General features: G+C 67.7%; 20 protein-coding genes, 1 tRNA gene and 1 other RNA gene. 12 read left to right on the top strand and 10 right to left on the bottom strand.

What is annotated here, in order from left to right; genetic code table 11:
• Nucleotides 1–35: 35 nt before the first annotated feature.
• Nucleotides 36–2,054: a DUF262 domain-containing protein gene (locus ACFXQA_RS09910; protein WP_394519656.1), complete on the bottom strand. Its 2,019-nt coding sequence runs from the start codon at nucleotides 2,052–2,054 to the stop codon at nucleotides 36–38.
• 167 nt (nucleotides 2,055–2,221) lie between these two features.
• On the opposite strand from ACFXQA_RS09910, the gene ACFXQA_RS09915 reads away from it, so the two are divergent.
• Together ACFXQA_RS09915 and ACFXQA_RS09920 are read left to right on the top strand one after the other, a co-directional pair.
• Entirely contained in the window at nucleotides 2,222–2,995 is a 774-nt protein-coding gene (locus ACFXQA_RS09915) for a hypothetical protein (RefSeq protein ID WP_394519657.1), read from the top strand.
• 168 nt (nucleotides 2,996–3,163) lie between these two features.
• Entirely contained in the window at nucleotides 3,164–3,667 is a 504-nt protein-coding gene (locus ACFXQA_RS09920; RefSeq protein WP_394519658.1) for a DUF3145 domain-containing protein, read from the top strand.
• Nucleotides 3,668–3,824: 157 nt separating this feature from the next.
• On the opposite strand, the gene ACFXQA_RS09925 is transcribed toward ACFXQA_RS09920, so the two are convergent.
• The 6 genes from ACFXQA_RS09925 to aceE all read right to left on the bottom strand — a co-directional run bounded on the left by ACFXQA_RS09925 (nucleotide 3,825) and on the right by aceE (nucleotide 11,431).
• Nucleotides 3,825–5,063 carry a beta-ketoacyl-[acyl-carrier-protein] synthase family protein gene (locus ACFXQA_RS09925; RefSeq protein WP_394519659.1) on the bottom strand — a complete coding sequence of 413 codons (1,239 nt, stop codon included), beginning with the start codon at nucleotides 5,061–5,063 and terminating at the stop codon, nucleotides 3,825–3,827.
• Nucleotides 5,064–5,135: 72 nt separating this feature from the next.
• Nucleotides 5,136–5,384 (bottom strand): acyl carrier protein, encoded by a 249-nt coding sequence (locus ACFXQA_RS09930; protein ID WP_394519660.1) that lies wholly within the window; start codon nucleotides 5,382–5,384, stop codon nucleotides 5,136–5,138.
• A 67-nt stretch (nucleotides 5,385–5,451) separates the two neighbouring features.
• The gene (locus ACFXQA_RS09935; RefSeq protein ID WP_394519661.1) at nucleotides 5,452–6,453 is read right to left on the bottom strand and encodes a beta-ketoacyl-ACP synthase III; all 1,002 of its coding nucleotides are present in this window, start codon (nucleotides 6,451–6,453) and stop codon (nucleotides 5,452–5,454) included.
• Nucleotides 6,450–7,370, bottom strand: coding sequence for an ACP S-malonyltransferase (locus tag ACFXQA_RS09940; protein WP_394519662.1), 921 nt, complete (start codon nucleotides 7,368–7,370; stop codon nucleotides 6,450–6,452). The genes ACFXQA_RS09935 and ACFXQA_RS09940 overlap by 4 nt, the downstream gene beginning before the upstream one ends.
• 106 nt (nucleotides 7,371–7,476) lie before the next feature.
• On the bottom strand, nucleotides 7,477–8,676 hold the full coding sequence (locus ACFXQA_RS09945) for a PucR family transcriptional regulator (RefSeq protein ID WP_394520223.1): 1,200 nt from the start codon (nucleotides 8,674–8,676) through the stop codon (nucleotides 7,477–7,479).
• 28 nt (nucleotides 8,677–8,704) lie between these two features.
• Entirely contained in the window at nucleotides 8,705–11,431 is a 2,727-nt protein-coding gene (gene aceE, locus ACFXQA_RS09950; protein WP_394519663.1) for a pyruvate dehydrogenase (acetyl-transferring), homodimeric type, read from the bottom strand.
• Nucleotides 11,432–11,610: 179 nt separating this feature from the next.
• Here aceE and ACFXQA_RS09955 point away from each other — a divergent pair.
• A tRNA-Val gene (locus ACFXQA_RS09955) sits at nucleotides 11,611–11,683 on the top strand.
• Nucleotides 11,684–11,819: 136 nt separating this feature from the next.
• Nucleotides 11,820–12,422 carry a Holliday junction branch migration protein RuvA gene (ruvA, locus tag ACFXQA_RS09960; RefSeq protein ID WP_394519664.1) on the top strand — a complete coding sequence of 201 codons (603 nt, stop codon included), beginning with the start codon at nucleotides 11,820–11,822 and terminating at the stop codon, nucleotides 12,420–12,422.
• Between the two features lie 26 nt (nucleotides 12,423–12,448).
• Here ruvA and ACFXQA_RS09965 read toward each other — a convergent pair whose 3' ends face one another.
• The gene (locus ACFXQA_RS09965; protein WP_394519665.1) at nucleotides 12,449–12,802 is read right to left on the bottom strand and encodes a DUF6804 family protein; all 354 of its coding nucleotides are present in this window, start codon (nucleotides 12,800–12,802) and stop codon (nucleotides 12,449–12,451) included.
• Between the two features lie 111 nt (nucleotides 12,803–12,913).
• Between ACFXQA_RS09965 and ACFXQA_RS09970 the strand changes: the two genes are divergently transcribed.
• Together ACFXQA_RS09970 and ACFXQA_RS09975 are read left to right on the top strand one after the other, a co-directional pair.
• The gene (locus ACFXQA_RS09970; protein WP_394519666.1) at nucleotides 12,914–13,645 is read left to right on the top strand and encodes a zinc ribbon domain-containing protein; all 732 of its coding nucleotides are present in this window, start codon (nucleotides 12,914–12,916) and stop codon (nucleotides 13,643–13,645) included.
• Nucleotides 13,646–13,661: 16 nt separating this feature from the next.
• Complete coding sequence (locus tag ACFXQA_RS09975) at nucleotides 13,662–15,386, top strand: bifunctional 3'-5' exonuclease/DNA polymerase (RefSeq protein WP_394519668.1); 1,725 nt, start codon at nucleotides 13,662–13,664, stop codon at nucleotides 15,384–15,386.
• Nucleotides 15,387–15,462: 76 nt separating this feature from the next.
• Here the strand turns inward: ACFXQA_RS09975 and ACFXQA_RS09980 are convergent, their stop codons facing one another.
• Entirely contained in the window at nucleotides 15,463–16,884 is a 1,422-nt protein-coding gene (locus tag ACFXQA_RS09980; RefSeq protein WP_394519670.1) for an HNH endonuclease signature motif containing protein, read from the bottom strand.
• A gap of 232 nt (nucleotides 16,885–17,116) precedes the next feature.
• On the opposite strand from ACFXQA_RS09980, the gene rnpB reads away from it, so the two are divergent.
• An RNA gene (gene rnpB, locus ACFXQA_RS09985) (RNase P RNA component class A) lies at nucleotides 17,117–17,492 on the top strand.
• A 28-nt stretch (nucleotides 17,493–17,520) separates the two neighbouring features.
• Here rnpB and ppgK read toward each other — a convergent pair.
• The gene (ppgK, locus tag ACFXQA_RS09990; protein WP_394519671.1) at nucleotides 17,521–18,315 is read right to left on the bottom strand and encodes a polyphosphate--glucose phosphotransferase; all 795 of its coding nucleotides are present in this window, start codon (nucleotides 18,313–18,315) and stop codon (nucleotides 17,521–17,523) included.
• A 102-nt stretch (nucleotides 18,316–18,417) separates the two neighbouring features.
• Here ppgK and ACFXQA_RS09995 point away from each other — a divergent pair, with 102 nt between their 5' ends.
• From ACFXQA_RS09995 to ACFXQA_RS10015, 5 genes are all read left to right on the top strand, one after another.
• Complete coding sequence (locus tag ACFXQA_RS09995) at nucleotides 18,418–18,627, top strand: SPOR domain-containing protein (RefSeq protein ID WP_394519672.1); 210 nt, start codon at nucleotides 18,418–18,420, stop codon at nucleotides 18,625–18,627.
• A 24-nt stretch (nucleotides 18,628–18,651) separates the two neighbouring features.
• Complete coding sequence (glnA, locus tag ACFXQA_RS10000) at nucleotides 18,652–19,992, top strand: type I glutamate--ammonia ligase (RefSeq protein WP_394519673.1); 1,341 nt, start codon at nucleotides 18,652–18,654, stop codon at nucleotides 19,990–19,992.
• Nucleotides 19,993–20,005: 13 nt separating this feature from the next.
• The gene (locus tag ACFXQA_RS10005; protein WP_394519674.1) at nucleotides 20,006–23,002 is read left to right on the top strand and encodes a bifunctional [glutamine synthetase] adenylyltransferase/[glutamine synthetase]-adenylyl-L-tyrosine phosphorylase; all 2,997 of its coding nucleotides are present in this window, start codon (nucleotides 20,006–20,008) and stop codon (nucleotides 23,000–23,002) included.
• Between the two features lie 152 nt (nucleotides 23,003–23,154).
• On the top strand, nucleotides 23,155–23,295 hold the full coding sequence (locus tag ACFXQA_RS10010; protein ID WP_394519675.1) for a hypothetical protein: 141 nt from the start codon (nucleotides 23,155–23,157) through the stop codon (nucleotides 23,293–23,295).
• A 71-nt stretch (nucleotides 23,296–23,366) separates the two neighbouring features.
• Nucleotides 23,367–23,912: a hypothetical protein gene (locus ACFXQA_RS10015; protein WP_394519676.1), complete on the top strand. Its 546-nt coding sequence runs from the start codon at nucleotides 23,367–23,369 to the stop codon at nucleotides 23,910–23,912.
• The last annotated feature ends 116 nt before the right edge of the window (nucleotides 23,913–24,028 follow it).

A 24,028-nucleotide genomic window follows, 5' to 3' on the forward strand; every position in this document is an offset into this window, starting at 1 on the left:
CGATGCTAGATCCGCGAACGCGGCAATACTAGGCGTCAGGGCATCGCGTTTCCGGTGTAGGAGTACTTCACGAAGACCTCCGACGCGAGTCCGGCTTCGTCGAGCACGCCCTGCAACGCGGTGAGCATGTACCGGGAGTCCCATCCCATGTAGAGGAAGTGCGCGTCGTCGAGAGCATCCCACTGACCGTTCCACGACTGCGCGCCGTAGACGGGTCCGCCTCGACGGGCGCTGAAGGCGACGACGGATTCGCGGGAGTCGGCCCAGAGCCTTTTGAAGACGCGGTTGAACAGGTATTTGACGTCGTAGACCTCCCAGTGCTCGCCGCAGTACTCGACGTAGTCCCACTCCCGCTGCCAGCCGCGCGGCCAGCCGCGCCGGCGCTTCGCGTCGAGGATCGGGGTCAGACCGTCATCGTCGATGGCCACCACGGGGGGCTTGGCCCAGATTTCGATGAAGCTCTCCCCGAGGGCGGAGGACCGCGCCGAAATCGCGGCGGTGTTCCACGCCGGCACCGAAGCCAGCTCGGTCGAGAGATTCACGGCGCTGCGCGGGTACACCGTGTCGCGCTTCTCGGGGAACGACCGGTCGGCGGCACGCTCGGCCAGACCCTCCTCGAGGAGTGTCAGGTTGCCCAGCGTCTTCGCCAGCGCGCGGTGGCTGTTCTGCTCGTCCTCCGTGTACTGCGACCACTCCCGTGAGCCGTCGCCGCTCCAGGCCTGCGACGGGGCCGGCGGAAAGATCCACTCGAGTTCGAGGTCGGATGCACCGGCGGGTGCGTCGATACCCGCGAGGCGATGAAGCACGTATGCCGCGTGGGGGAGTTCGCTGTACTTCAGCCCGACCCGTACGCGTTCGTCCGACGGGGTGATGCGCGAGATCGCCCGCTCGAGCTCATCCTGTCCGATCGAGCGGGATCGACACAGCCGGGCCACGAGGCGCTCGTTGGTGAGGCCCACGACCGTGCGGCGGAGTTGGAGGGCCTGCACGTACTCGAGGGTGCGCACCAGCTGCGGCTTCTGCGCAGCATCCGTCAGGTAGTCGCCGTAGGCACGCATGACCAACGGATACATCCCGCGCCCGAAGGTGTTGAGGAAGCCGATCTGGCGCGCGATATCGCGGTCGCTCTCGTGCGCGGGGTCGAGGAGCACGCGGTAGATCTCCGAGTACGCCTTCCACTCCGCGGCGTCCGAGCGAAGCTGAGCGAGATCGAGGCGGGGAAACTCCGCGCGGAAGGCGTCGTACACGCCGCGTTCGCCCACGGTCGCGACTTCGCGGCCGGTGCGCATGACCAGGTAGTGCCGCCAGAAAGCCGCGATCGCATCGCCGGTGTTCTGCTCGATGGGCACCCAGAAGCCGTCTTCGATCTCGGTCTGCTCGTCATGAGACAGCCCCATCAGAACGTAGTTGTGGATGAGCTCGTGATCGCGGAGCGGCTCTCCGGTCGAGTTCAAGCTCTCGAAGATCTGCTGCGCGTTGGCACCCGCACCCAGGGTGATCGACACGTGCTCGAGCTTCTGCAGGCCGCGCCAGATGCGGGGAGCCTCTTCCAGGCTCACCTGGCTGCGGAAGAAGGAGTAGTTGTCATCGAAACGTGTGTCGCGGGCGTCGTCGTCGGAATGGGCATCGAGCACCACGGCGCGAAACGCCGCCGCCCACGCGCGGTGCGGTCGAAGCTTGGTGCGCGATGGATCGGCCGCGCGCACGAGCACTCGTTCGACCTCGGCGGCCATCTCGGGCAGGGTCGCACGGACCGTGTGATGCAGCGCCGCGGCCAGCAGCATGAGCGTCGTGATGCGCTGCTGTCCGTCGATGAGCACGAGCTCACCCGAGGGGTCTTCGGTGTTCACCGCCGACAGGATCGACCCGATGAAGTGCATCTGCCGATCGTCGGAGTCGGCCACGGCTCTGATGTCGGCGAGAAGCTGCTCGCACCCGCCGATGTCCCAGCGGTACTGACGCTGATACACCGGGACGACGATGCTCGTCTCGGGCGACGAGAGCCACCCCACGGTGTTGACGGCGGTCGCATCGACGTTCGTGGCGCTGACCATGCTCGGTACGGGTATCCATTCGGTTCGGTGGAGCATCGAACCGAATGCGGCGCGAGCCCTGGCGAGTCTAACCGAGCTCCCGGGATGCTCAGGGGCTCGGATGTAGGCTTGCCTTACCAGGGCCAGGAAAAACGTACTGGCCCCCTACGGAAGGCATGACTCACCTCATGGGTTACATCAAATCAGCCGCGCTCGAAGAGACCGGCTACGTGGTCCTCGATCGCTACAACAAAGAGATCGACCCCAAGGAATGGCTCGACATCGAGTACGTCGACTGGAAGTCGTCGGGTGACACCCGCTTCGCACCGCTGGCCTCGCGCGATGGCGAGATCGAGTGCGCCGGGTTCTGGAGCGGTAAGAACCCCCGCACCGACAAAGACGGCATCTGGATCGACTCGCAGACCGCTCTTGCTCCGACCCTGACCGAGCGCGCCAAAGAACCGGGCGCCAACGTCGGCCGCTGCCGCATCATCGAGCTCCAGCCGAACACCTACGCCGACTGCCTCTACAACCTGCACCAGGACGACAACAACCGTCTCAACACCGACGGCACCGGATGGGTCGTCCGCGGGTTCTTCAACCTCACCGACGACAAGGACAGCTACTTCGTCTTGCGTGAGAACCGCACCGATCCGAGCATCGAGCACCGCATCGCGCTGCCGGCGGGCGCGCAGCTGATCGTCGACACCCAGCGGCTCTGGCACGCCGCCACCCACCCGGGCAACGACCCGCGCTACTGCCTCATCACGTCGTGGACCTCGGGCCCCGAGCTCGACGCCTACATCGAGAAGTACAACGGCAAGCCGTTCGTCGAGAGCTACGAGGTTCCGCAGGACCAGCTCGATGCCGGGCAGGCCGAGCAGACCCGCCGTCTTGCCGCCCGCGCCGCCGCTCTCGCGGCTCGCGGCCAGGCCGAGCAGGCGGTCATGAGCGAGGCCTGAGCCTCTTCTGCGATGGCCCCGGTCGATCTCGGCCGGGGCCATCGTCATGCCCGGGAATGACACGCTTGTTATTCTCCGGTGCACCGGAGATAATGGCGGCAAGCACAATCGAATATGCCGGGTTCCGGTCAGGTCGTAGGGGAAGACGTACCTGACGAAGGAGAAACCATGGCGACAACGTCTGCGCGCGGAGTGATCTACATCCACTCAGCGCCGAAAGCTTTGTGCCCACACCTCGAGTGGGCCGTCGGTCGCGCCCTCGGGCGCGCCGTGAACTTCGAGTGGACCGATCAGCCCGTGCAGCCGGGAGCGCGACGGGCGGAGTTCTACTGGGAGGGTCCGGTCGGCTCGGGTGCCGCGCTGGCGAGCGCCATCCGCGGATGGGAGCACCTCCGGTTCGAAGTCAGCGAAGATCCCACACCCCGCAGCGACGGCGGTCGCTGGATGCACACTCCCGGCCTCGGCATCCACTACGCCCAGACAAACTCCTCGGGCAACGTCGTGATCGGGGAAGATCGTGTCCGCTATGCCATGGAGCTGGCGGGCAGCGACGCATTCGAGTTGCAGCGCGAGCTCCAGGTCGCACTGGGCGCAGCCTGGGACGAAGAGCTCGAGCCGTTCCGCCACGCCTCCGACGAGGTGCGCGTGGTGTGGCTGCATAAGGTCGGCTGACGCCGCGGAGGCTCCCCGACCCGAAAGGGGACTCAGGCGGAGCGAGGCGTCGGTAACGGCGGCCGGTGTTCATCCCCGGTGCCGCGAAAGCGAATCGCCCGCCTGATACGACAGATGCCCCCGGCTTCGGCCGGGGGCATCTTCGTGTGATCGGTCGTTACTCGGACGCGAAGGCGACGACGGCGTTGTGCCCGCCGAACCCGAACGAGTTGCTGATCGCGAGCTGCGGACCGTCGCCGAGCGGAGTCGACGAACCCGACAGCCGGAAGGGAACCGCGGGGTCTTGCTCGGTCAGGTTGATCGTGGGAGGAGCCTGGCGATCGCGGATCGCGAGGATCGTGAAGATGGCCTCGAGCGCACCGGTACCGCCGAGGAGGTGTCCGGTCGATGCCTTCGTCGCCGAGACCGGAATCTCATCGACGCGTTCACCGAAGACGGTGCGCAGAGCGGTGTACTCGTTGGGGTCTCCGACAGGGGTGGATGTGGCGTGCGCGTTGATGTGCGTCACATCGTCGGGCGAAGCATCCGCCATGTCGAGTGCCATGCGTACGGCCCGTGCGGCTCCTGTGCCCTCGGGATCGTTGGCGGTGATGTGGTACGAATCGGCCGTGACCCCGCCGCCGACCACCGTGGCGTAGATCTTGGCGCCGCGGGCTTTGGCGTGCTCTTCGGTCTCGAGGATCAGGACGCCCGCGCCCTCACCCATGACGAAGCCGTCTCGGTCGATGCTGGCGGGCCGCGATGCGGTCTCGGGGGAGTCGTTGCGGCGGGAGAGCGCCTGCATCGATGCGAACGAGGCGATCGTGATGGGGTGGACGGCCGACTCGGTACCGCCGGCGATGACCACATCGGCGAGGCCGTCTTGCAGATGCTCGACGGCGTTGATGATCGACTCGGTGCTCGACGCGCACGCTGATGCGACGGTGCGAGCGAAGGCGCGTGCACCGAAGTGAAGGGAGAGGTTACCCGCGGCAGCATTCGGCATGAGCATCGGGACCGTCATCGGCATCACGCGCCGCGGCCCCTTTTCGCGCAGGGTGTCCCACGCGTCGAGCAGGGTCCACACGCCCCCGATACCGGTGGCGAAATCGACGCCCAGCCGATCGGGGTCCACCTCGGGGCTGCCTGCATCTGCCCAGGCCTCGAGGGCGGCGACCATCGCGAGCTGCGACGACGGGTCGAGGCGCTTCGCGATCGGACGTGCCAGTACCGTTTCGGGGCGCACGAGCGCCTCAGCGGCAAAGGTGACGGGCAGTTGATACTTTTCGACCCAGTCGTGCTCGAGGGTCCGCGCGCCGGAGGCGCCGCTCAGCAGGGCGGACCAGCTGTCGGGTGCCGTGCCGCCGATGGGCGACGTGGCACCGATGCCGGTGACGACGATGCGTGTGGTGCTCATGATGTGGATCCTCGAGGTTTGAGGTGGGGGCACAGGAACTGTGTCGGGACGCAGCGGCCCCCACCGCAGGGGTTACGGCTGGTTCGACGTGATGTAGGTGACGGCGTCGCCGACGGTCTTGAGGTTCTTGACCTCGTCGTCGGGAATGGTGACGCCGAACTTCTCTTCGGCGTTCACCACGATCGTCATCATCGAGATGGAGTCGATGTCGAGGTCGTCGGTGAACGACTTCTCGAGAGCCACCTCGTCGGCTGAAATGCCGGTTTCGTCGGTGATGAGCTCTGCGAGTCCGGCGAGGACCTCGTCGCTGGTGAATGCCATGGTGTCTCCTGTTCTGGGGGTGTGGGCCCGATGGGCCTTGATCAGTCTAGAGTTCGGGGCGCCGCGGCTACGGGAGCACCACGACCTGCGCGCCGAAGACGAGACCCGCCCCGAAGCCGATCTGCAGTGCGAGACCGCCGCTGATCTCGGGGTGCTCCTCGAGGAGGCGGTGCGTCGCCAGCGGAATCGATGCCGCAGACGTGTTGCCGGTCGTCTCGATGTCGCGGCCGATGACGACCGTGTCGGGAAGCCCCAGTTGTTTGGCGAATTCGTCGATGATGCGCATGTTCGCCTGGTGGGGCACGAAGGCGGCGAGATCGGATGCTTCGATCCCGGAGCGCTCGAGAGCCTCCCGCGCGACCTTCACCATCTCCCAGACGGCCCAACGGAACACCGTGGGGCCCTCTTGACGGAGGGTCGGCCACGGCGCCACGCCGTCGCGGAACTCGGTCAGCGTGTGGTTCATGCCCACGGCGTCGGCCTTCGAGCCGTCGGAACCCCACACCGTGGGGCCGATCCCGGGCGTGTCGCTGGGGCCGATGACCGCGGCTCCCGCTCCATCGCCGAGGAGGAACGAGATGCTCCGGTCGGTCGGGTCGACGATGTCGCTGAGCTTCTCGGCTCCGACAACGAGCGCGTAATGAGCGAGACCGCCCCTGATGAGCGCGTCGGCCTGAGCGACCGCGTAGGCGAAGCCCGCGCAGGCGGCGTTCACGTCGTAGGCCGCGGCCGGGTTCGCCCCGACCCGGTCTGCAACGATCGCCGACACCGAGGGGGTCTGCTTGGGGTTGCTGACCGTGGCGACGATGACGGCGTCGATGTCGGATGCAGCGACACCCGAGCGCGCGATGGCCTCGGCTCCGGCGATCGCGGCCAGGTCGATCGCCGTCGTCGACGACTCGGCGCGCACCCGCGTGACGATGCCCGTGCGCTGGCGGATCCACTCGTCGCTCGAGTCGATCGGGCCGACGAGGTCGTCGTTCGGAACGATGAGCTCACCCCGCGCGGCGCCGTACGCGTAGATGCGCGTGTGCGCGGGGCCTTCGAGTTGACGCAGAACGGCGCTCACGCGGGAACTTCTTCCAGGAGGGCCGCCGCAGCGGCCAGGTCATCGGGGGTCTTCACGGCCACGGCGGGTGTTCCGCGCAATCCTCGCTTGGCGAGGCCGGTGAGCGCGCCCGCGGGGGCGAACTCGATCAGGCCGGTCACGCCGCTGCCGGCGAAGGACGCCATCGTGCGGTCCCACCGGACGGGGGAGGCCACCTGCGCGACCAGCAGGTCGAGCGCGGCGCGACCCGACGCGACGGTCGTTCCGTCGGAGTTCGTCCACAGTTTCGTCGCGGGGTCGGTGGGGGTGATCGCGTCGGCGGCCTCGCGAAGGGCATCGACCGCGGGCTGCATGAAGCGGGTGTGGAACGCGCCGGCAACGGCGAGGGGGATGACGCGGGTTCCGGGGACCGGGGCCGCGGAGAGCTCGCCGAGGGACTCGAGCGTGCCGGCCGCGACGATCTGTCCTGCGCCGTTGTAGTTCGCCGGAGTGAGGTCGAGCTCTTCCAGGCGCTGAAGCACGGCCGCTTCGTCGCCGCCGAGGATGGCGCTCATTCCGGTGCGCGCCAGGGCCGCAGCATCCGCCATCGCTCGGCCTCGGAGGCCCACCAGGCGCATGCCTTGCGAATCAGTGAGAACACCCGCGGCGACGAGCGCGGCGATCTCGCCCACGGAGTGGCCGGCGAACCCGGCGGGTCGCCCATCGGCAACCGCGGAGAGGGCCTCCCACGAGATCAGGCTGGCCGCCACGATCAGGGGCTGGGCGACACGGGTGTCGCGGATGCGATCGGCATCCCACTCGGTACCTGCGGCGACCAGGTCGATCTCGCAGACGTCCGAGAACGCCGCGAGGCGTTCCCGCACACCGGTGAGTTCGAGCCAGGGGGCCAAGAACCCGGGGGTCTGAGAACCCTGCCCGGGGAAGACGGCGATGATCACTGATCCATCCTGTCAATATTCGTCGAGCGACAACTGTCGGAAGCGGATCAACAATCCCACGATCCATTGTGGAGATTCGATAGGCGACGCGGCGCGTCGACTCAGATCAGGGCGCGTGGCGTCGAAGAGTAGACGGGCGTCGGCGCGACGCATCCGTGCCGATCGAGCCGAGGATCAGCGCTGTCTGCAGGATCAGGGCTTCGCGCGGGCCGGTCGCATCCCACCCGATGACCTCCGATACGCGCTTCAGGCGATACCGCACGGTGTTCGGGTGCACGAAGAGCTCGCGTGCGGTCGCCTCGAGCGAGCGCCCGTTGTCGAGGTAGCTCCACAGCGTCGCCACCAGGTCGGGGCTGTGCGTGTGCAGCGGACGGTAGATGCGCTCCACGAGCGTGTGTTTCGCGACGGCATCGCCGGCCAGCGCGCGCTCCGGCAACAGGTCGTCGGCTTCGACGGGGCGCGGCGCATTCCGCCACGCGCGGGCGACCGCGAACCCCGCGAGAGCGGCGCGGGCACTCTGACTGGCCTCTACGAGAGCGGGAACCGTCGGTCCGAGAACGAGGTGGCCATCGCCGAACCCGGGCTCGAGTCGGCGGGCGATCTCTTCGAAGGGCAGCTCGACGGTGGTCTCGTCCACGCGGCCGGCGAGCTGTGCGCGCCCCACGACCAGCACCAGGCGCGAGCCCTGCACCCCGATGAGCACATCGACTCCGAGCTTGCGTGCGGTGCGACGCACCTGGTCGACGTCGAGCTGCGAGGGAGTCGTGCCCACGAGTACCGCGACCTCGCCGTGACCGTGCCACCCCAGGGCGGCGATTCGGCTGGGAAGTTCTTCGTCGGTCTCACCGGTCAGGATCGAATCGACCACGAGCGCTTCGAGCCGGGCGTCCCACAGCCCGCGGGCCTCGGCCGCGCGGGCGTAGACATCTGCCGCAGCGAATGCGACGTCGCGGGAGTAGAGCAGGATGCCCTCGCGGAGCTGCCCGCCCTTCCCGCGAACGCGCTCCTCGGTCACCTCGACCGTGACACGGATGAGCTGCAGCGTCTGCTGCAGACTCACGCTGCGCAGCAACTCACGAGGGGCCGCCGCGAAGATGTCGGCCGCGACCCACGGCGTCGACGTGGGGTCTTCGTACCAGGTGATGAACGAGGTGATTCCTGCCTGCGCGACGAGCCCGACCGCCGAGCGCCGTGCGGGAGGCATCTCGGCGTACCAGGGGAGTGACTCCTCGAGCCGGTTCAGCGTCGCGGTCGCGAGGTCGCCCGAGATGCGCTTCAGCCACGCAAGGGTCTCGGTCTTGTCCATCTGGGCGATGCCGCGAGTCACGAGTGGATCAGCTCTCGCCGCCCGCGTTGCCGCTGGTACCGGCCGAGACGTCGTGCAGCTTGTACTTCTCGATGGCCTTCACGGCGAGGTCGCGGTCGACCGCGCCCTCTTGTGCGAGCGCCTGCAGCGTCCGAACCACGATCGACGGACCGTCGATCTTGAAGAATCGGCGAGCGGCGGCACGGGTGTCGGAGAACCCGAACCCGTCGGCGCCGAGCGTCGAGAAGTTGTGCTGCACCCACGGCCGGATCTGGTCTTGCACGGCGTGCATGAAGTCGCTCACCGCGACGACCGGACCGGGGGTGCCCGCGAGCTTCTCGGTGATGTAGGCCGTTCGCGGCTCTTCTTCGGGGTGCAAGAAGTTGTGCTCGTCGGCGGCGAGTCCGTCGCGACGCAGTTCGGTCCACGAGGTGACCGACCAGACGTCGGCGGCTACCCCCCAGTCTTCCTTGAGCAGCTTCTGCGCCTCGAGCGCCCACGGCACACCGACACCGGAGGCGAGGATCTGCGCGTGCGCGCCGTCGCCCTCACCGGCGGAGATGCGGTGGATGCCGCGGACGATGCCGTCGACGTCCACGTCAGCCGGCTCGACCGGCTGCACGATCGGCTCGTTGTACACCGTGATGTAGTACATGACGTTCGGGTTCGGGTGCTCGCCGCCGTACATCCGCTCGATGCCCGAGCGGACGATGTGTGCGATCTCGTAGCCGTAGGCGGGGTCGTACGACACCGTCGCCGGGTTCGTCGATGCCAGCAGGTGGGAGTGACCATCCGCGTGCTGGAGCCCCTCACCCGTGAGGGTGGTGCGGCCCGCGGTGGCACCGATGATGAACCCGCGCGCCATCTGGTCGCCGGCTGCCCACTGGGCGTCGCCCGTGCGCTGGAAGCCGAACATCGAGTAGAAGACGTAGACCGGGATGAGCGGCTCGCCGTGCGTCGAGTACGAGGTACCCATCGCCGTGAACGCGGCGACCGCTCCGGCCTCGTTGATCCCCACGTGGATGATCTGGCCCTGGGGGCTCTCCTTGTAGGCGAGGAGCAGCTCACGGTCGACCGAGGTGTAGTGCTGGCCGTTCGGGTTGTAGATCTTCGCCGTCGGGAAGTACGCGTCCATTCCGAACGTGCGCGCCTCGTCGGGGATGATCGGCACGATGCGGTGACCGAAGTCCTTGACTCGCAGCAGGTCTTTGAGCAGACGAACGAACGCCATCGTGGTGGCGATCTCCTGCGTGCCGGAGCCCTTCTTGGGGAGCGCGTACGCCGCGTCGCCCGGCAGCTCGAGGCCGACGTGGTGGGTGCGGCGCTCGGGCAGGAACCCGCCGAGCGCGCGACGGCGCTCGAGCAGGTACTGGATCGACTCGTCCTGGGGTCCGGGGTTGTAGTACGGCGGGAGGTACGGGTTCTCGTCGAGCGTGGCGTCGGTGATCGGGATGTGCATCACGTCGCGGAACGACTTGAGGTCGTCGATGGTCATCTTCTTCATCTGGTGGGTCGCGTTGCGTCCCTCGAAGTGCGGACCCAGGCCGTAACCCTTGATCGTCTTCGCGATGATGACCGTCGGCTGGCCCTTGTGCTCCTGCGCCGCCTTGAAGGCCGCGTAGACCTTGCGGTAGTCGTGGCCGCCGCGCTTCAGGTTCCAGACCTGGTCGTCGGTGAAGTCCTTGACGAGTTCAGCCGTGCGGGGGTCGCGCCCGAAGAAGTGCTCACGCACATAGGCGCCACTCTCGGCCTTATAGGTCTGATAGTCGCCGTCGGGGGTGACGTTCATCAGGTTGACGAGCGCTCCGTCGGTGTCGCGCTTGAGGAGGTCGTCCCATTCCCGGCCCCAGACGACCTTGATGACGTTCCAGCCGGCGCCGCGGAAGAAGCTCTCGAGCTCCTGGATGATCTTGCCGTTTCCGCGGACAGGGCCGTCGAGGCGCTGGAGGTTGGCGTTGATGACGAACGTCAGGTTGTCGAGGCCCTCGTTGGCTGCGACCTGCAGCTGTCCGCGGCTTTCGACCTCGTCCATTTCGCCGTCGCCGAGGAATGCCCAGACGTGGGAGTCCGAAACATCCTTGATGCCGCGGTTGCTCAGGTACTTGTTCGACATCGCCTGGTAGATGGCGTTGATCGGGCCGAGCCCCATCGAGACCGTCGGGAACTGCCAGAACTCCGGCATGAGACGGGGGTGCGGGTACGACGGGATGCCGTTCGGCGCCGCGGACTTCTCCTGGCGGAAGCCGTCGAGCTGCGCTTCGGTGAGCCGGCCCTCGAGGAAGGCCCGCGCGTAGGTACCGGGGGATGCGTGACCCTGAATGAAGATCTGGTCGCCACCAGAGGGGTGATCCTGGCCGCGGAAGAAGTGGTTGAAGCCGACCTCGTAGAGGGCGGCCGAGGACGCGTAGGTCGAGATGTGGCCGCCGACGCCGATGCCGGGACGCTGAGCACGGTGCACCATGACCGCGGCGTTCCAACGGGTCCAGGCGCGGTAGCGGCGCTCGACCTCTTCGTCGCCGGGGAACTCGGGTTCGTTCTCGGGGGCGATCGTGTTGATGTAGTCGGTGGTCGGAACCATCGGCACACCGAGATGCAGGTCTTTCGACTCCTTGAGGAGGCTCAGCATGATCTCGCGCGCACGCTGGGGGCCCTTGGCCTCCACCAGCTGCTGAAGCGATTCCTGCCATTCCGAAGTCTCTTCGGGATCGCTGTCCTGCGGCCCCTGAGAGTACGGATCCTGGTCGTGAACAGTCACAGAAGACCTTTCTTCGGCTGGCAGATCATGCCAGACATTCACCATGGCATTGCGGATCGCTTTGTTCGCTCCGCACAACGCACCGTCGACAAGCCTATCGAGTCGGGAGCATCGGGGATGATCGCGCAGGTCACGTCCCGCAAGATGCTTCGAGGTCGAGACATAGAATGGGCGGCGAAGGGCCTTTAGCTCAGCTGGTAGAGCGCCACGTTTACACCGTGGATGTCGTCGGTTCGATCCCGGCAGGGCCCACCGTTATGAGCAGCCGGAGACCACGAGTGGTTCGGCTTAGAATCGATGCCTGCCCGAAGGATGCGGGGCGGTCGGGCGCCGTGGCGCGGAGATCCGAGGCTTGAAACCTCCAGTCAGATAATGACCGGGAGTACTCGTGATCTCAATTGTCAGCGGCGCTGTGCTGGTCGTCGAACGCGACGGTGCCGTCATCGACGTGAACGGGCTCGGGTTGTACGTCGGCCTCCTCTCGTCGTACGCCGCGACTCTGTCACCCGGTGATCGTGTGTTGGTGCACACGATCTTTTCGAGGCGCCAGGACGGCGTCAGCCTGTCGGGGTTCACCAGTCGCGAGGAGCTCGAATTGTTCTCGCTCATGACCGAGACACCCGGTGTCGGCGCCCCCACAGCCCGAGCGGCCCTGGCGATGCTGGGGCACGACGGGTTCGTAGACGCTATTCGCCGGGGGAATGAGCCGATGCTGCGGAAAGTGCCCGGGATTGGGCCGCGAGTGGCTGCGCTCCTGTTGTTGACGCTGAGACCGCGCCTCGGTGTCGCGAGCGGGGAAGACAGCCCTCCCACGGCCGCCCGGCGCGGCGGGGGTGCGGAGGGGAAAGCGACCGCGGCGCTCCAAGCGATCGGCTGGAACAAGCGAGATGCCGCTGAGGCTGTGGAGGCACTCGGGTCGACGAGTCCCGAGATCGTCACTGTCGAAGGTCTGATTCGAGCTGCTCTCGCTGCGCTCGGCCCGCGGAGGTGAGCGCCACACCGCCTCCCATCGTTCAGCTACTTCTCGCCGGTGACCTTCCGCGGGCTCTTGATCGTCGCGCCTGCCGCGATGAAGACCGCAGCGCCCGCCACGTGCGCTCCGACCCACCAAGGGCCCTCGAAAGCGATCGGATACACCGGGTTCCAGATGATCGCCATGACGATCATCACCGGCACCCACCACCACTGGCGGGCTTGGAGCGCGAACCACCCGATGACCAGGGCGAGGATCGCGACGATGAAACGGACGACCAAGAAGAAGTCGCTGTCGAACAGAGCGATCCCGGCGAGCAGAACGACGGCGCCCAGAATCCCCGGCGCGAGGGCGTTCCGCTGGAATTCGGCGGCGGGGAGGGACGCAGGTGAGGGCACAGTGGTCTCCGCGGGTGGTTGTGATCGTGAGTGGCTTCCTCGCAGAATACGGGCCGACGGCGCCTGCGCCCGCTAGAGCGTCGGGTCGGGGGCTGCCGGTAGGTTGGGTACGTGAACGCCGACCCCGCAGACCAGCGCCGACTGCTCGACCTTTCCGAACTCGACGCCCGCATTCGACGAGCACAGAACGCCAAGGCCCACCCGCCGCAGGCTGCACGGGTGCAGGCCTTGCTCGCGCAGCGCACCGCGCTCGTGCAAGAGCTGTCGTCGCGTGCCGGTGTGCGTGACGGGCTCCGTACCGAGCTGTCCCGCATCGAGAGCGACGTTGCCGTGGTCGATGCCCGCAGCGCCCGCGACGCGCAGCGACTCGCCGCGTCGTCGAACGCGAAAGAAGTGCAGGGTTTCGAGAGCGAGATGGTCTCACTCGCGCGGCGCAAGTCCGACCTCGAAGACGCCGAGCTCGATGTGATGGAGCGTCTGGAAGTCGCCGAGGCCGCGGTCGCCGAACAAGAAGCCATCGTCTCCAGCACGAACGAAGAGGGCGCACGGCTGAGCGCCGAGGCGAAGCAGGCCGTCGCCGACGCCACCCGCGACCTCGAAACCGCACAGCGCGACCGCGCGGCCGTCGCCGGCGGTATCGCTGCTGACCTGGTTGCGCTCTACGAACGTCTCGCCGTGCGGGGCAACGCCGCCGGACACCTTCACCGCGGCACGTGCGAGGCCTGCCGCATGGTTCTCTCGGGAACCGACATGAACAAGCTCCGCCAGGCGGCCCCCGACCTCGTGGTGAACTGCCCCGAGTGCGGCGCGATCTTGGTCCGCACCGAAGAATCCGGGCTGTGAGCTCCCGCCTCACGCGGTGACGAGGGCTGATCCGCGACCGCACTGGATCGTTCTCGGGCGCGACGGCGATGACACGCTCTGGGCGGCGCTCGATTCCGCGGGCGTAACCTTCTCAAGGGAGCGTGTCCGCTTCGCCGACGTCGGCCGTCGGGTTCGAGAAGCCGAGTTGCGCGGGGGAGTCCGGTGGGTGTGGCATGACACCCCGGCGTGGTATCCGCCGCTTCTCCACGCGGGGATCAGGGTCGAGCGAGCCCACGACCTTCGCCTCTGCCACGCCATTCTGCGCGATTCGGCGTTCGTGCCGCCCGGGCACGCCGTCGGGGCCTCGCGAGCGTGGGACGCCGAGGGGGCGGACGGCACGGATGCGGCTCCCGCCCTGTTCGACCTGCCCACCGCGCGGGGCTCACTCCCTTCTGATCTCGACGAAGCCCTTGCCGAGTTCGCGCGACAACGCGACGCCATCGCCGCGGCGAAGGATTCCGGCCGCCTCCGCCTGCTGACGGCCGCCGAATCGGCCGGGGCTCTCGTCGCGTCCGAGCTCCGCGCCGCCGGCCTGCCGTGGGATGCTGCCGCGCATGACCGCATCCTGAGCGACATGCTGGGCGAGCGGCCCACGCACGGCGGTCTCCCGTCGGCGATCCTGGCGAAGGCCGCGGAGGTGCGTGCGGCACTCGGCGACCCGACCGCCAGCCTCGACTCCCAGCCGAAGCTCCTCCGCGCGCTGCACCGCGTCGGCGTCAACGTCGACTCGACCTCGCGCTGGGAGCTCCGGCGGCATGAGCATCCTGTGGTCGCGCCGCTCATCGAGTACAAGCGCATGATGCGTCTGCTCACCGCCAACGGGTGGAACTGGCTGTCCGAATGGGTGCACGACGATCGCTTCCGGCCGGTCTACGTTCCCGCGGGGGTCGTCACGGGCCGGTGGGCATCTTCGGGCGGGGGAGCGTTGCAGATTCCGCGTCAGCTGAGGGCGGCCGTGCGCGCCGACCGGGGATGGAAGCTCGTTGTCGCTGATGTGGCGCAACTCGAGCCGCGCGTGCTCGCCGCGATGTCTCGAGACACGGCGTTGGCGGATGCTGCGCGCGGAGCAGACCTCTATGGCGCCATCGCCGAACGGGGCAAGCTGGAGGGTCGCGAGAAGGCCAAGCTGGCGCTCCTCGGCGCGATGTACGGAGCGACCTCGGGGGAGAGCGGACGACTCGTGCCCCAGCTGAGGAAGACCTACCCCCGCGCCATGAAGCTCGTCGACGATGCGGCGCGGGTCGGGGAGGACGGGGGCGTCGTATCCACCTGGCTGGGACGCACGTCTCCGCCGCCGTCACGGTCGTGGCAAGACGTGCAGTCCGATGCGAGCGACTCCGAAGCCTCCGAGCTCGACACGAATCTCGCCCGCCGGGTCGCCCGCGACCGCGGCCGATTCACCCGGAACTTCGTTGTGCAGGGCACGGCCGCCGAGTGGGCGCTGGCGTGGATGGCTGAGCTGCGCAACAGGCTCAGCGCGCTCCCGGAGGTTCCGGAAGACCGCTCTGCAACAGCCTCCGGCCCGGTGTTCGCCCGGCGCGCGCACCTCGCGTTCTACCTGCACGACGAAGTCGTCGTTCATGCTCCGGCCGAGCACGCCGAGGCTGCGGCCCAGGCGATCTCGGACTCCGCAGTATCCGCCGGTCGCCTGCTGTTCGGCGACTTCCCGGTGGACTTTCGTCTCGACGTCCACATCTCCGACAGCGCGGAGAAGGTCTGACGCTCGCCGCGTGACGGCGGGCAGAGTGCGGGCGACGACCAGCCCGGTTCGCCCAGCCGGCGGTGATCGCCGGCCGTCAGAACGGTGGCGGCGCGGGGTCTGGTTCGGGAAGGAAGACCACCCGCGGGGGCGGATCGTCGCGGTACGTGAAGCCGAGCGGTGAGGTCCACTCGAGAGACCCACCGATGAGTTGGCGGACGGTCCAGCCGGTTTCGGTCTTCATCGTGTGGTGCCGGAGACAGAAGTTGGCCAGATTGCAGAGCTTCGTCTCACCCCCGTGCTGATATTCGTCGTTGTGGTCGAGCTGACATCGCCGCGCGGGCGTCCGGCATCCGGGACACCGGCAACGGACGTCTCGCGTATCGAGGAACCGTTGGTGCGAGGCCAGTGGCTTGTATCGGTCGACCTCTAGGACGGTGCCCGTAACCGGGTCGGTCATCACGCGGTCCCAGCCCGGGGCTTCGCCGGCGAAGCGCCGGGCGGTTTCGGAATCGATGGGGGCGAGGCCGTCGAGTTCGCCGCCGCCCGAGGTGACTCCGGTGAGGGTCGTCACCGGGACGGTGATCTGAACCTGCGCGCGGATCGCACCGATCCCACCGGGAAGCCGCCCGATGGTCGGGTCGATCGCGGGTGCCCCCGTCAGCAGCAGGTCGACGAAGAGATCTGCCCGTACCTGATCCCTGGTCCGCTCGTCGAACCACGGGGCGGAGCCGTCGCGGTGGTCAGCGCTCGCGCCACCGCCGTCGTCGGTAGTCGCTTGGGCATCTTCGCGTCGAGAGATGGTGTCGGCATCTTTGATGGCTTTTGCACCTCGCGTGAGGCGGTCGTGGATGCCGAATGCTTCGATCGCGGGGAGGAGGGCCTCGAGGCGTGCCATCCCGTCGTCGAGTTCGACGACGGTGATGCGTCGCCGCTCCTTTGCTTCGGCGAATCGCTCGTCCACGGTTCGCGGATGCACTCGCTCGGCGAGCTGCCTCGCGAACGCCCGCGTTCGCATCGGGGTGTTCGTCGACGCGTACTCGAGTACGACCCGCTCGAACGCCGCTCGTACGTTTCCGTCATCGGGCAGCACGCAACCTGCGTCGAGGATGGCCGCCGCGTGCCCCTTGTCGATCCGTCCCTCCTCCAGGCGGTCTACCGTCAGCGGGAACAACCGTGCGAGTTGCTCGGCATTGCCCAGTTGACCCTGCATCGTCCGATCGTTCACACGAGTGGCCATCCCGAGTTCCGCCGCAATCGACCGCAGCTCCATCTCGCGGCCCCGAACCACGCGGTTCGAAACACGTTGCATGCGCGCCTGCGCGATCGCCGATGCCTCGGCGAGCAAGCGGACCCGCCGCGCTTCAGCACCCGCGATGACGGCCGCCTCGCGGATCAGCTCGGCCCGAATTTTCCGCAGCCGACGGACCTCGCCCGCCCCTACGTCGTGTGGAATGTCATCGGCGAAGGCCACGGAGGCGAAGCCCGCGTCGAGATCGTCTTCCCCGGTATCGTCCATGCGCCCATTCCTCGGATCAGGAGACGACGGCACCCGTGCGGGAACCGTCACACCGACCGGAAAACCGGGGGCACACGGTGCTTCGTCGACTCGGGACGGAAGCCGAAGCATCCGCGTCCTTTTGGCGACATCGACATCGTCTCATCGACCTCCGACATTGCTCTCCTCGGGGTGATCAGCGCCGGGATTTCTCGGAGGAGGGGCGACCGCGGCTTAGACTCGACCACGCGAATGGGTCGGCTGGACGGTCGCGTCGCGCACGGTTCGCTGTGTCGCGCCGAGGAACGTCCGGGCTCCACAGGGCAGGACGGTGGGTAACTCCCACCCGGAGTGATCCGCGAGACAGTGCCACAGAGAGCAGACCGCCGCGGTCCCCTCGGGGAGTGCGGTAAGGGTGAAAGGGTGGTGTAAGAGACCACCGGGGTCGCGGTGACGCGACCTGCAAGGTAAACCTCGTCCGGAGCAAGGTCAGACAGGGGATGTTGACGCGGCTCGCCGAGTCCCCGGGTAGACCGCTAGAGCGGCACGGCAACGTGTCGCGTAGAGAGATGGCCGTCCACGGGGCTCACGCCCCCGGACAGAACCCGGCGTACAGGCCGGCCCATTCGCACCCTCCCGGCCGACGCGGCCTGGCTCTTACGCCGAGACGGCGGGAAGAGCCTCGGGCGCCGCGACGGCGAGCGATGCCGCGCCGATGATTCCCGCGTTGTTGCGGTGCACCGCGGGGACGATCGGCGTCTTGAGTTTCAGCAGACCGAGGAATTCTTCGGAATGCTTCGAGACGCCCCCGCCGACGACGAACAGGTCGGGGCTGAAGAGGAACTCGACGTAGTCGTAGTACCACTGCAGCCGCTTCGCCCACTTCTCCCACGAGAGCTCTTCGCGCTCCATTGCCGAGTAGGCGGCGTACCCCTCGGCGTCGCGCTTGTGCTCGGCCCGCTGCAGGTGACCCAGTTCGCTGTTCGGGATCAGCACGCCGTCGTAGATCATCGCGGAACCGATGCCGGTGCCGAGGGTCGTCAGGATCACGAGACCCTCGACGCCCTTCGCCGCGCCGTACCGCACTTCGGCGATACCGGCGACGTCGGCGTCGTTGGCGAAGTGGATGCCGCGGCCGAGGCCGTCTTCGAAGAACTTCTCGGCCTCGAAATCGATCCAGGTCTGCGAGACGTTGGCGGCCGACATGGTGCGTCCGCGCTTCACGATCGCGGGGAAGGCGACGCCCAGCGGGATGTCGGTGTCGTCGGCGACGCCGAGCTTGTCGAGAACCTCGGTCACCGCTTTGAGCACGTCCGCCGGCTCGGCGCCCGTGGGTGTGGGGACCTTGATCCGCTCGCTCAGGAGTTGACCTGCCTCGAGGTCGACGATGCCGGCCTTGATGCCGGTTCCACCGATGTCTACTCCGACTGCTCGGGACGCGTTCGTTGCCATGCCCCCACCCTATCCAGCGCGACGCGCGCGATCAGTAGGATCGACACTGGCCCTTCGGAACCTCGGAGTCGGCCACGTGCCGTTTGCGACGAGGAGTCTTTCGTGACCGAAGACAGCGAGAAGTACTGGTACAACCTGACGAACGGCCAGGTCGAGCGCGGATTCGCGTCGCCGATGGCCGATCGCGCCGGTCCGTTCGACACCCCGGAAGAGGCCGCGAACGCTCCGGCCCTCATGCGCGAGCGCTCGCGTGACTGGGATGAAGACGAGGCCCGCGACAAGAACTGGGGCGCCGACGGCGCCCAGAAGTAGTCGAACCGGATCCGAGGGGACACGATGGACAAGCAGCGAGACTTCGTACTGCGCACGATCGAGGAGCGCGGAGTCAAGTTCGTGCGCCTGTGGTTCACCGACGTGATGGGCACCCTGAAGTCGGTGGCGATCGCCCCGGCCGAGGTCGAAGGGGCTTTCGCCGAGGGGCTCGGATTCGACGGCTCCGCCATCGAAGGACTGACCCGGTCGTACGAGTCCGACCTGCTGGCGCACCCCGACCCGACGACGTTCCAGACGCTGCCGTGGCGCGGTGAGGTGGATCCGACCGCCCGCATGTTCTGCGACATCACGACGCCCGACGGACAGCCCGCGGTTTCTGACCCGCGGCACGTTCTCAAGCGCACGCTCGCGAAAGCCGCCGACGCGGGCTTCACGTTCTACACGCACCCCGAGATCGAGTTCTACCTGCTGAAGTCGTCGACGCTGGGTGCGAACGGTCAACCCGAGCCCGTCGACTCCGCCGGCTACTTCGACAACGTGCCGGGCGGCACGGCTCACGACTTCCGTCGTCGTTCGGTGCGGATGCTGGAAGACCTCGGCATCTCGGTCGAGTTCAGCCATCACGAAGGCGGGCCCGGGCAGAACGAGATCGACCTGCGCTACGCCGACGCGCTGACGATGGCCGACAACATCATGACGTTCCGCACGGTGATCAAAGAGGTCGCGATCGAGCAGGGCGTCTACGCGACGTTCATGCCGAAGCCCATCAGCGGCCAGCCCGGAAGCGGCATGCACACGCACATGTCGCTCTTCGAAGGCGACATGAACGCCTTCTACGAAGAGGGCGCCCAGTACCAGATCTCGAAGGTGGGCCGCCATTTCATCGCCGGCCTGCTGCGCCACGCGAACGAGATCTCGGCCGTGACCAACCAGTTCGTCAACTCGTACAAGCGCCTCTGGGGCGGAGATGAGGCCCCGAGCTTCATCTGCTGGGGTCACAACAACCGCTCCGCGCTCGTGCGCGTGCCCCTGTACAAGCCCAACAAGGGTCAGTCCTCGCGTGTCGAGTACCGGGCGCTCGACTCGGCCGCGAACCCCTACCTCGCGTACGCGCTCATGCTCGCCGCCGGGCTCAAGGGCATCGAAGAGGAGTACGAGCTTCCGGCCGAGGCCGAAGACAACGTGTGGTCGCTCACCGACGCCGAACGGCGTGCGCTGGGCTACGCGCCGTTGCCGCAGAGCCTCGACCACGCGCTCGAGTACATGGAGGAGTCCGAGCTCGTCGCCGAGACGCTGGGTGAGACCGTCTTCAACTACGTTCTCCTCAACAAGCGCCGCGAGTGGCAGCAGTATCGCGCTCAGGTCACGCCGTTCGAGCTGCGAAGCAACCTCGAGATGCTCTGAACCGGGGTGAGCGATGACGACCGGTGATCGTTCCACTTCCCTCACCGATCTCGCTCGACGCGGATTCTCGCGTCTCACAGAGGCCGATGCGCTCCTCGGCGAACTCGCCGAGCTCATCGGCGTGGACAGGGACTATCTGACGGCGTCGGCGTCGCGCGCCGCTGACCCTGACGAGGCCCTGTCCGGTCTCGTCAGGATCGCGCGTCGCGACGCGGGAGCGCTGCGGGCGGCGGCGCAGGATGCTGCCTCGTGGCGGGCGGTATGGAACCTCGCGGGTGCTTCGCTGGGGTTCGCCGAGTTCTACCTCCGTCACCCCGAAGAGCTCGTCCATCTCGCCGGAGCGGGAGCCTCCCTCCCCGGCGACGACGAGATGCGCGCCGCGATGCTCGACGCGGTGGGCGTTCGCGACGGTTTTGCCGAGAGCGGGGGAGAAGACGCGTGGGTCGCGCTGCGCGTGCGGTATCGCAGCATCCTGGCCCGCATCGCCGCTTTCGATCTCGCGCAAGACGAGCCGACCGCCGTCGTCGACACCGTCTCTGCTCGTCTCGCTGACGCCGCGGGCGCCGCCCTCGAGGCATCGCTCGCCGTTGCGCGCACCCGGATCTCCGATCCCGCCGGAGGGTCGGCGGCCTTCCCGAGACCCCAGGTCGAAGCGACGCTGCTCTCGATCATCGCGATGGGGAAGGCCGGCGCTCAGGAGCTCAACTACGTCAGCGACGTCGACGTCATCTTCGTCGGGGGATCGGCGGACGAGGAAGCGGTGTCGGAATCGCGGGCCATCGACATCGCCACCCGTCTGGCGGTGCAGACGATGCGCGGCATCTCGGGCGCCGAGATCGAACCGGGGCTGTGGGAAGTCGACCCGAACCTGCGCCCGGAGGGCAAGCAGGGCGCACTGGTTCGAACCCTCGACTCTCACCTCACCTACTACGACCGTTGGGCCAAGAGCTGGGAGTTCCAGGCTCTCCTCAAGGCGCGGGCGATCGCCGGCGACCTCGAGCTCGGCGAGAGGTACGTCGCAGCTGTTCAGCCGAAGGTGTGGACGAGCGCGGCCCGCGCGAACTTCGTCGAGGGCGTGCAGAAGATGCGCGAGCGCGTCACCGACCACATTCCCGCCGACGAGATCACGCGCCAGATCAAACTCGGCCCGGGCGGGCTGCGCGACATCGAGTTCACCGTGCAGCTGTTGCAGCTCGTGCACGGGTTGAGCGATGACCGCATCCGCCAGCGCGGAACGCTGGCCGCCCTCGATGCGCTCGTCGCCGAGGGCTACATCGGCCGTACCGACGCGACCGCCTTCGAACGCGACTACCGCGTTCTGCGCCTGCTCGAACACCGCCTGCAGCTGCGGGCTCTTCGCCGCACCCACCTCATGCCGGTCAAGCCGGACGAGCTTCGCGCGCTCGCCCGCTCGTCGAAACTCGCCGAGACGGGCGAAGGAGTGCTGGAACGGTGGGAGGCGACCAAGCGCGAAGTGCGCGACATCCACGTGCGCCTGTTCTACCGCCCGCTGCTCACGGCCGTCGCCGCGCTCCCCGAGGCCGAGCGCAGTCTTTCTACCGCTCAGGCGCACGACCGCCTCACCGCCATCGGGTTCCGCGACCCGGCCGGTGCTCTTCGGCACATCGCCGCGCTGACCACGGGGCTCAGTCGCAAAGCATCCATTCAACGTCACCTCATGCCCGTGATGATCCGTTGGTTCGCCGACGGCGTCGACCCCGATTACGGGCTGCTCGCCTTCCGTCGCATCAGCGAGCGGCTGGGCAGCACCCCGTGGTTCTTGCGGATGCTGCGCGACTCCTCGGCGGCTGCCGAGAGCCTCACGCGGGTGTTGTCGGGATCGCGCTACATCGGCGAACTCATGGAGTGGATTCCGGAGTCGGCGGCCTGGCTCGACGACGAAGAACTGCTTCGTCCGCGCAGCGGTATCTCGCTGCAAGAAGAGGCGCGAGCCATCCAGGCTCGGCACGCGGCGGTCGACGATGCGATGCGCGCCGTGCGGGCGCTCCGACGACGTGAGATGCTGCGCACGGCGATGGCCGGTGTGCTGGGCGTGCTGACGATCGAGCAGCTGGCGAGCGCCCTGACGACGATCACCGAGGTCTCGATCCAGGCGACGCTGCGGGCGATCTGGCGCGAGGTGGTTCCACTCGAAGACGATGCGCTCGACTTCGCCGTGATCGCGATGGGGCGGTTCGGTGGTGCAGAGCTCGGCTTCGGCTCCGATGCCGACGTGATGTACGTCTACCGCGCCAACGGAGTGGCACCCCAACGTGCCCACGAGCTGTCGGTCAAGCTGGTGGCCGCCCTGCGTCACCACTCCGAGGACCACCGCCTGCCGCTCGATCTCGACGCGGGTCTGCGGCCCGAGGGGCGAAACGGCCCGATTGCGCGCTCGATCGAGGCGTACACCGAGTACTACCGCCGCTGGTCGCTCTCGTGGGAGGCGCAGGCGCTGCTGCGCGCTCGAGGAATCGCCGGGAGCGTGAAGCTGCTCGGCGCCTTCTTCGAGATGGTCGACGCGGTGCGTTACCCCGTCGACATCGACCCCCACGGTCTGCGTGAGATCAAGCGCATCAAGGCCCGTGTCGAGAGCGAGCGGCTGCCGCAGGGCCTCGATCCCGCCCGGCATCTGAAACTCGGACCGGGTTCGTTGAGCGACGTCGAATGGCTGGTGCAGGCGATGCAGTTGCAGCACGCGCACGCGGTGCCGGGCATGCGTACGACGTCGACGCTGGGGGCGCTCGAGTCGGCGCGACAAGCCGGACGAATCGAAGACGCGGATGCGGAGAAGCTGCGGGAAGCGTGGCTCCTCGCCAGCCGGCTGCGTTCGGCGAACACGCTGCTGTCGGGCCAGACCAGCGACGCCCTGCCCACCGACCGGGCCAAGCTCGACGGCATCGGTCGTATTCTCGAGTACCCGCCCCGTTCGGCTTCGGTCATCGAAGAGCAGTGGATGGGAACGTCCCGTCGCGCCCGTCGCGTCTTCGAGCGCCTCTTCTACGGCTGACCCGGCCCGCCGGTTCGTAGGTGGCAGCCGGTTCCTGAGCCTGTTGAAGGGCCCGGCGCACCTCGCCGCACACATTCGGACGGCACGCTACCCCCTGCCCACTACGCCGGCGAAGAGGTTGGCTGGTCTCACCACGACAGCAGGAGGCCCGGATGACCGAGCAGAGCGACAAAGAGAACCCCAACAGCGCCGACGCGATGTCGGAGAACGATGACGCCACCGGCGCCGGTTCCGAATCGCCCGAAGAAGGTTCGGCCGCGATGGCCGACGCTGAGGACGCCGTCGAGAACTGACGACGCGGCGAAGAGAGCCCCCGGGTATTGCCCGGGGGCTTCTTCATGTCTGCCGCCCGTAGGATCGCCGGATGGGAGACCACCGCGAGATCCTCGTCGACCTCGGGACATCGCCGTCGTCGGCAGGACACGTTGCAGACGAGACGAGACGGTGGCTGATCGCTTCCGGATGGGCGGATCCTGCTTCTCCCGCCGAGGACTGGTTGTACCCCGAGGTCGCGGGGTACACGCTCGGATCCCACGCTCGCGGCCTGTTCCCGTCGATGCGCGAGGGGACGCTGGCCGTCGTGCAGAAGCGCGACGCCTACGGTGTGGGCGACGGGACGACCGACCCAGCGTGTCCGAAATGCTCATCCAGCGCGCCGTCTGACGATGCAGAAGCAGCGTTCCTCTCGTGGTGGGAGGGCCTGGAACCCACACTCCGCTGTCAGCGGTGCGCGTTCTCCGGCCCGATCGGTGACTGGGATCTCAGCGACTCCGTCGCGGTCGGCGAGATCGCCGTCGTCATCGACCCCGACGCCGGTACGGTCGACCCCGCAGCCGTGGCCGAGGCGTTGCTCTCGGAACTCAGGGCACAGTCCGGCCGGCGTTGGACCTACACGCACCTTCATCTCTGACGACGCGCAGCCAGGGCCGACCCCGCGAGTATGGTCGGTGGCGTGGGCCGCAAACAATCCTTCATCGCGCTATCTGTTGCTGTCGTCGTGATGCTGACGGGGTGCGTCCCGACGGA

Source organism: Microbacterium shimangi, from assembly GCF_043556445.1.
GTDB lineage: Bacteria > Actinomycetota > Actinomycetes > Actinomycetales > Microbacteriaceae > Microbacterium.

Coding starts and splice junctions, on each gene's coding strand:
- ACFXQA_RS09910 (WP_394519656.1), bottom strand. CDS start 2,054: ATGGTCAGCGCCACGAACGTCGATGCGACCGCCGTCAACACCGTGGGG.
- ACFXQA_RS10010 (WP_394519675.1), top strand. CDS start 23,155: ATGACCGAGCAGAGCGACAAAGAGAACCCCAACAGCGCCGACGCGATG.
- ACFXQA_RS09915 (WP_394519657.1), top strand. CDS start 2,222: ATGGGTTACATCAAATCAGCCGCGCTCGAAGAGACCGGCTACGTGGTC.
- ACFXQA_RS09930 (WP_394519660.1), bottom strand. CDS start 5,384: ATGGCATTCACCAGCGACGAGGTCCTCGCCGGACTCGCAGAGCTCATC.
- glnA (WP_394519673.1), top strand. CDS start 18,652: ATGGACAAGCAGCGAGACTTCGTACTGCGCACGATCGAGGAGCGCGGA.
- ACFXQA_RS10015 (WP_394519676.1), top strand. CDS start 23,367: ATGGGAGACCACCGCGAGATCCTCGTCGACCTCGGGACATCGCCGTCG.
- ACFXQA_RS09980 (WP_394519670.1), bottom strand. CDS start 16,884: ATGGACGATACCGGGGAAGACGATCTCGACGCGGGCTTCGCCTCCGTG.
- ACFXQA_RS10005 (WP_394519674.1), top strand. CDS start 20,006: ATGACGACCGGTGATCGTTCCACTTCCCTCACCGATCTCGCTCGACGC.
- ACFXQA_RS09945 (WP_394520223.1), bottom strand. CDS start 8,676: ATGGACAAGACCGAGACCCTTGCGTGGCTGAAGCGCATCTCGGGCGAC.
- ACFXQA_RS09925 (WP_394519659.1), bottom strand. CDS start 5,063: ATGAGCACCACACGCATCGTCGTCACCGGCATCGGTGCCACGTCGCCC.
- ACFXQA_RS09920 (WP_394519658.1), top strand. CDS start 3,164: ATGGCGACAACGTCTGCGCGCGGAGTGATCTACATCCACTCAGCGCCG.
- ppgK (WP_394519671.1), bottom strand. CDS start 18,315: ATGGCAACGAACGCGTCCCGAGCAGTCGGAGTAGACATCGGTGGAACC.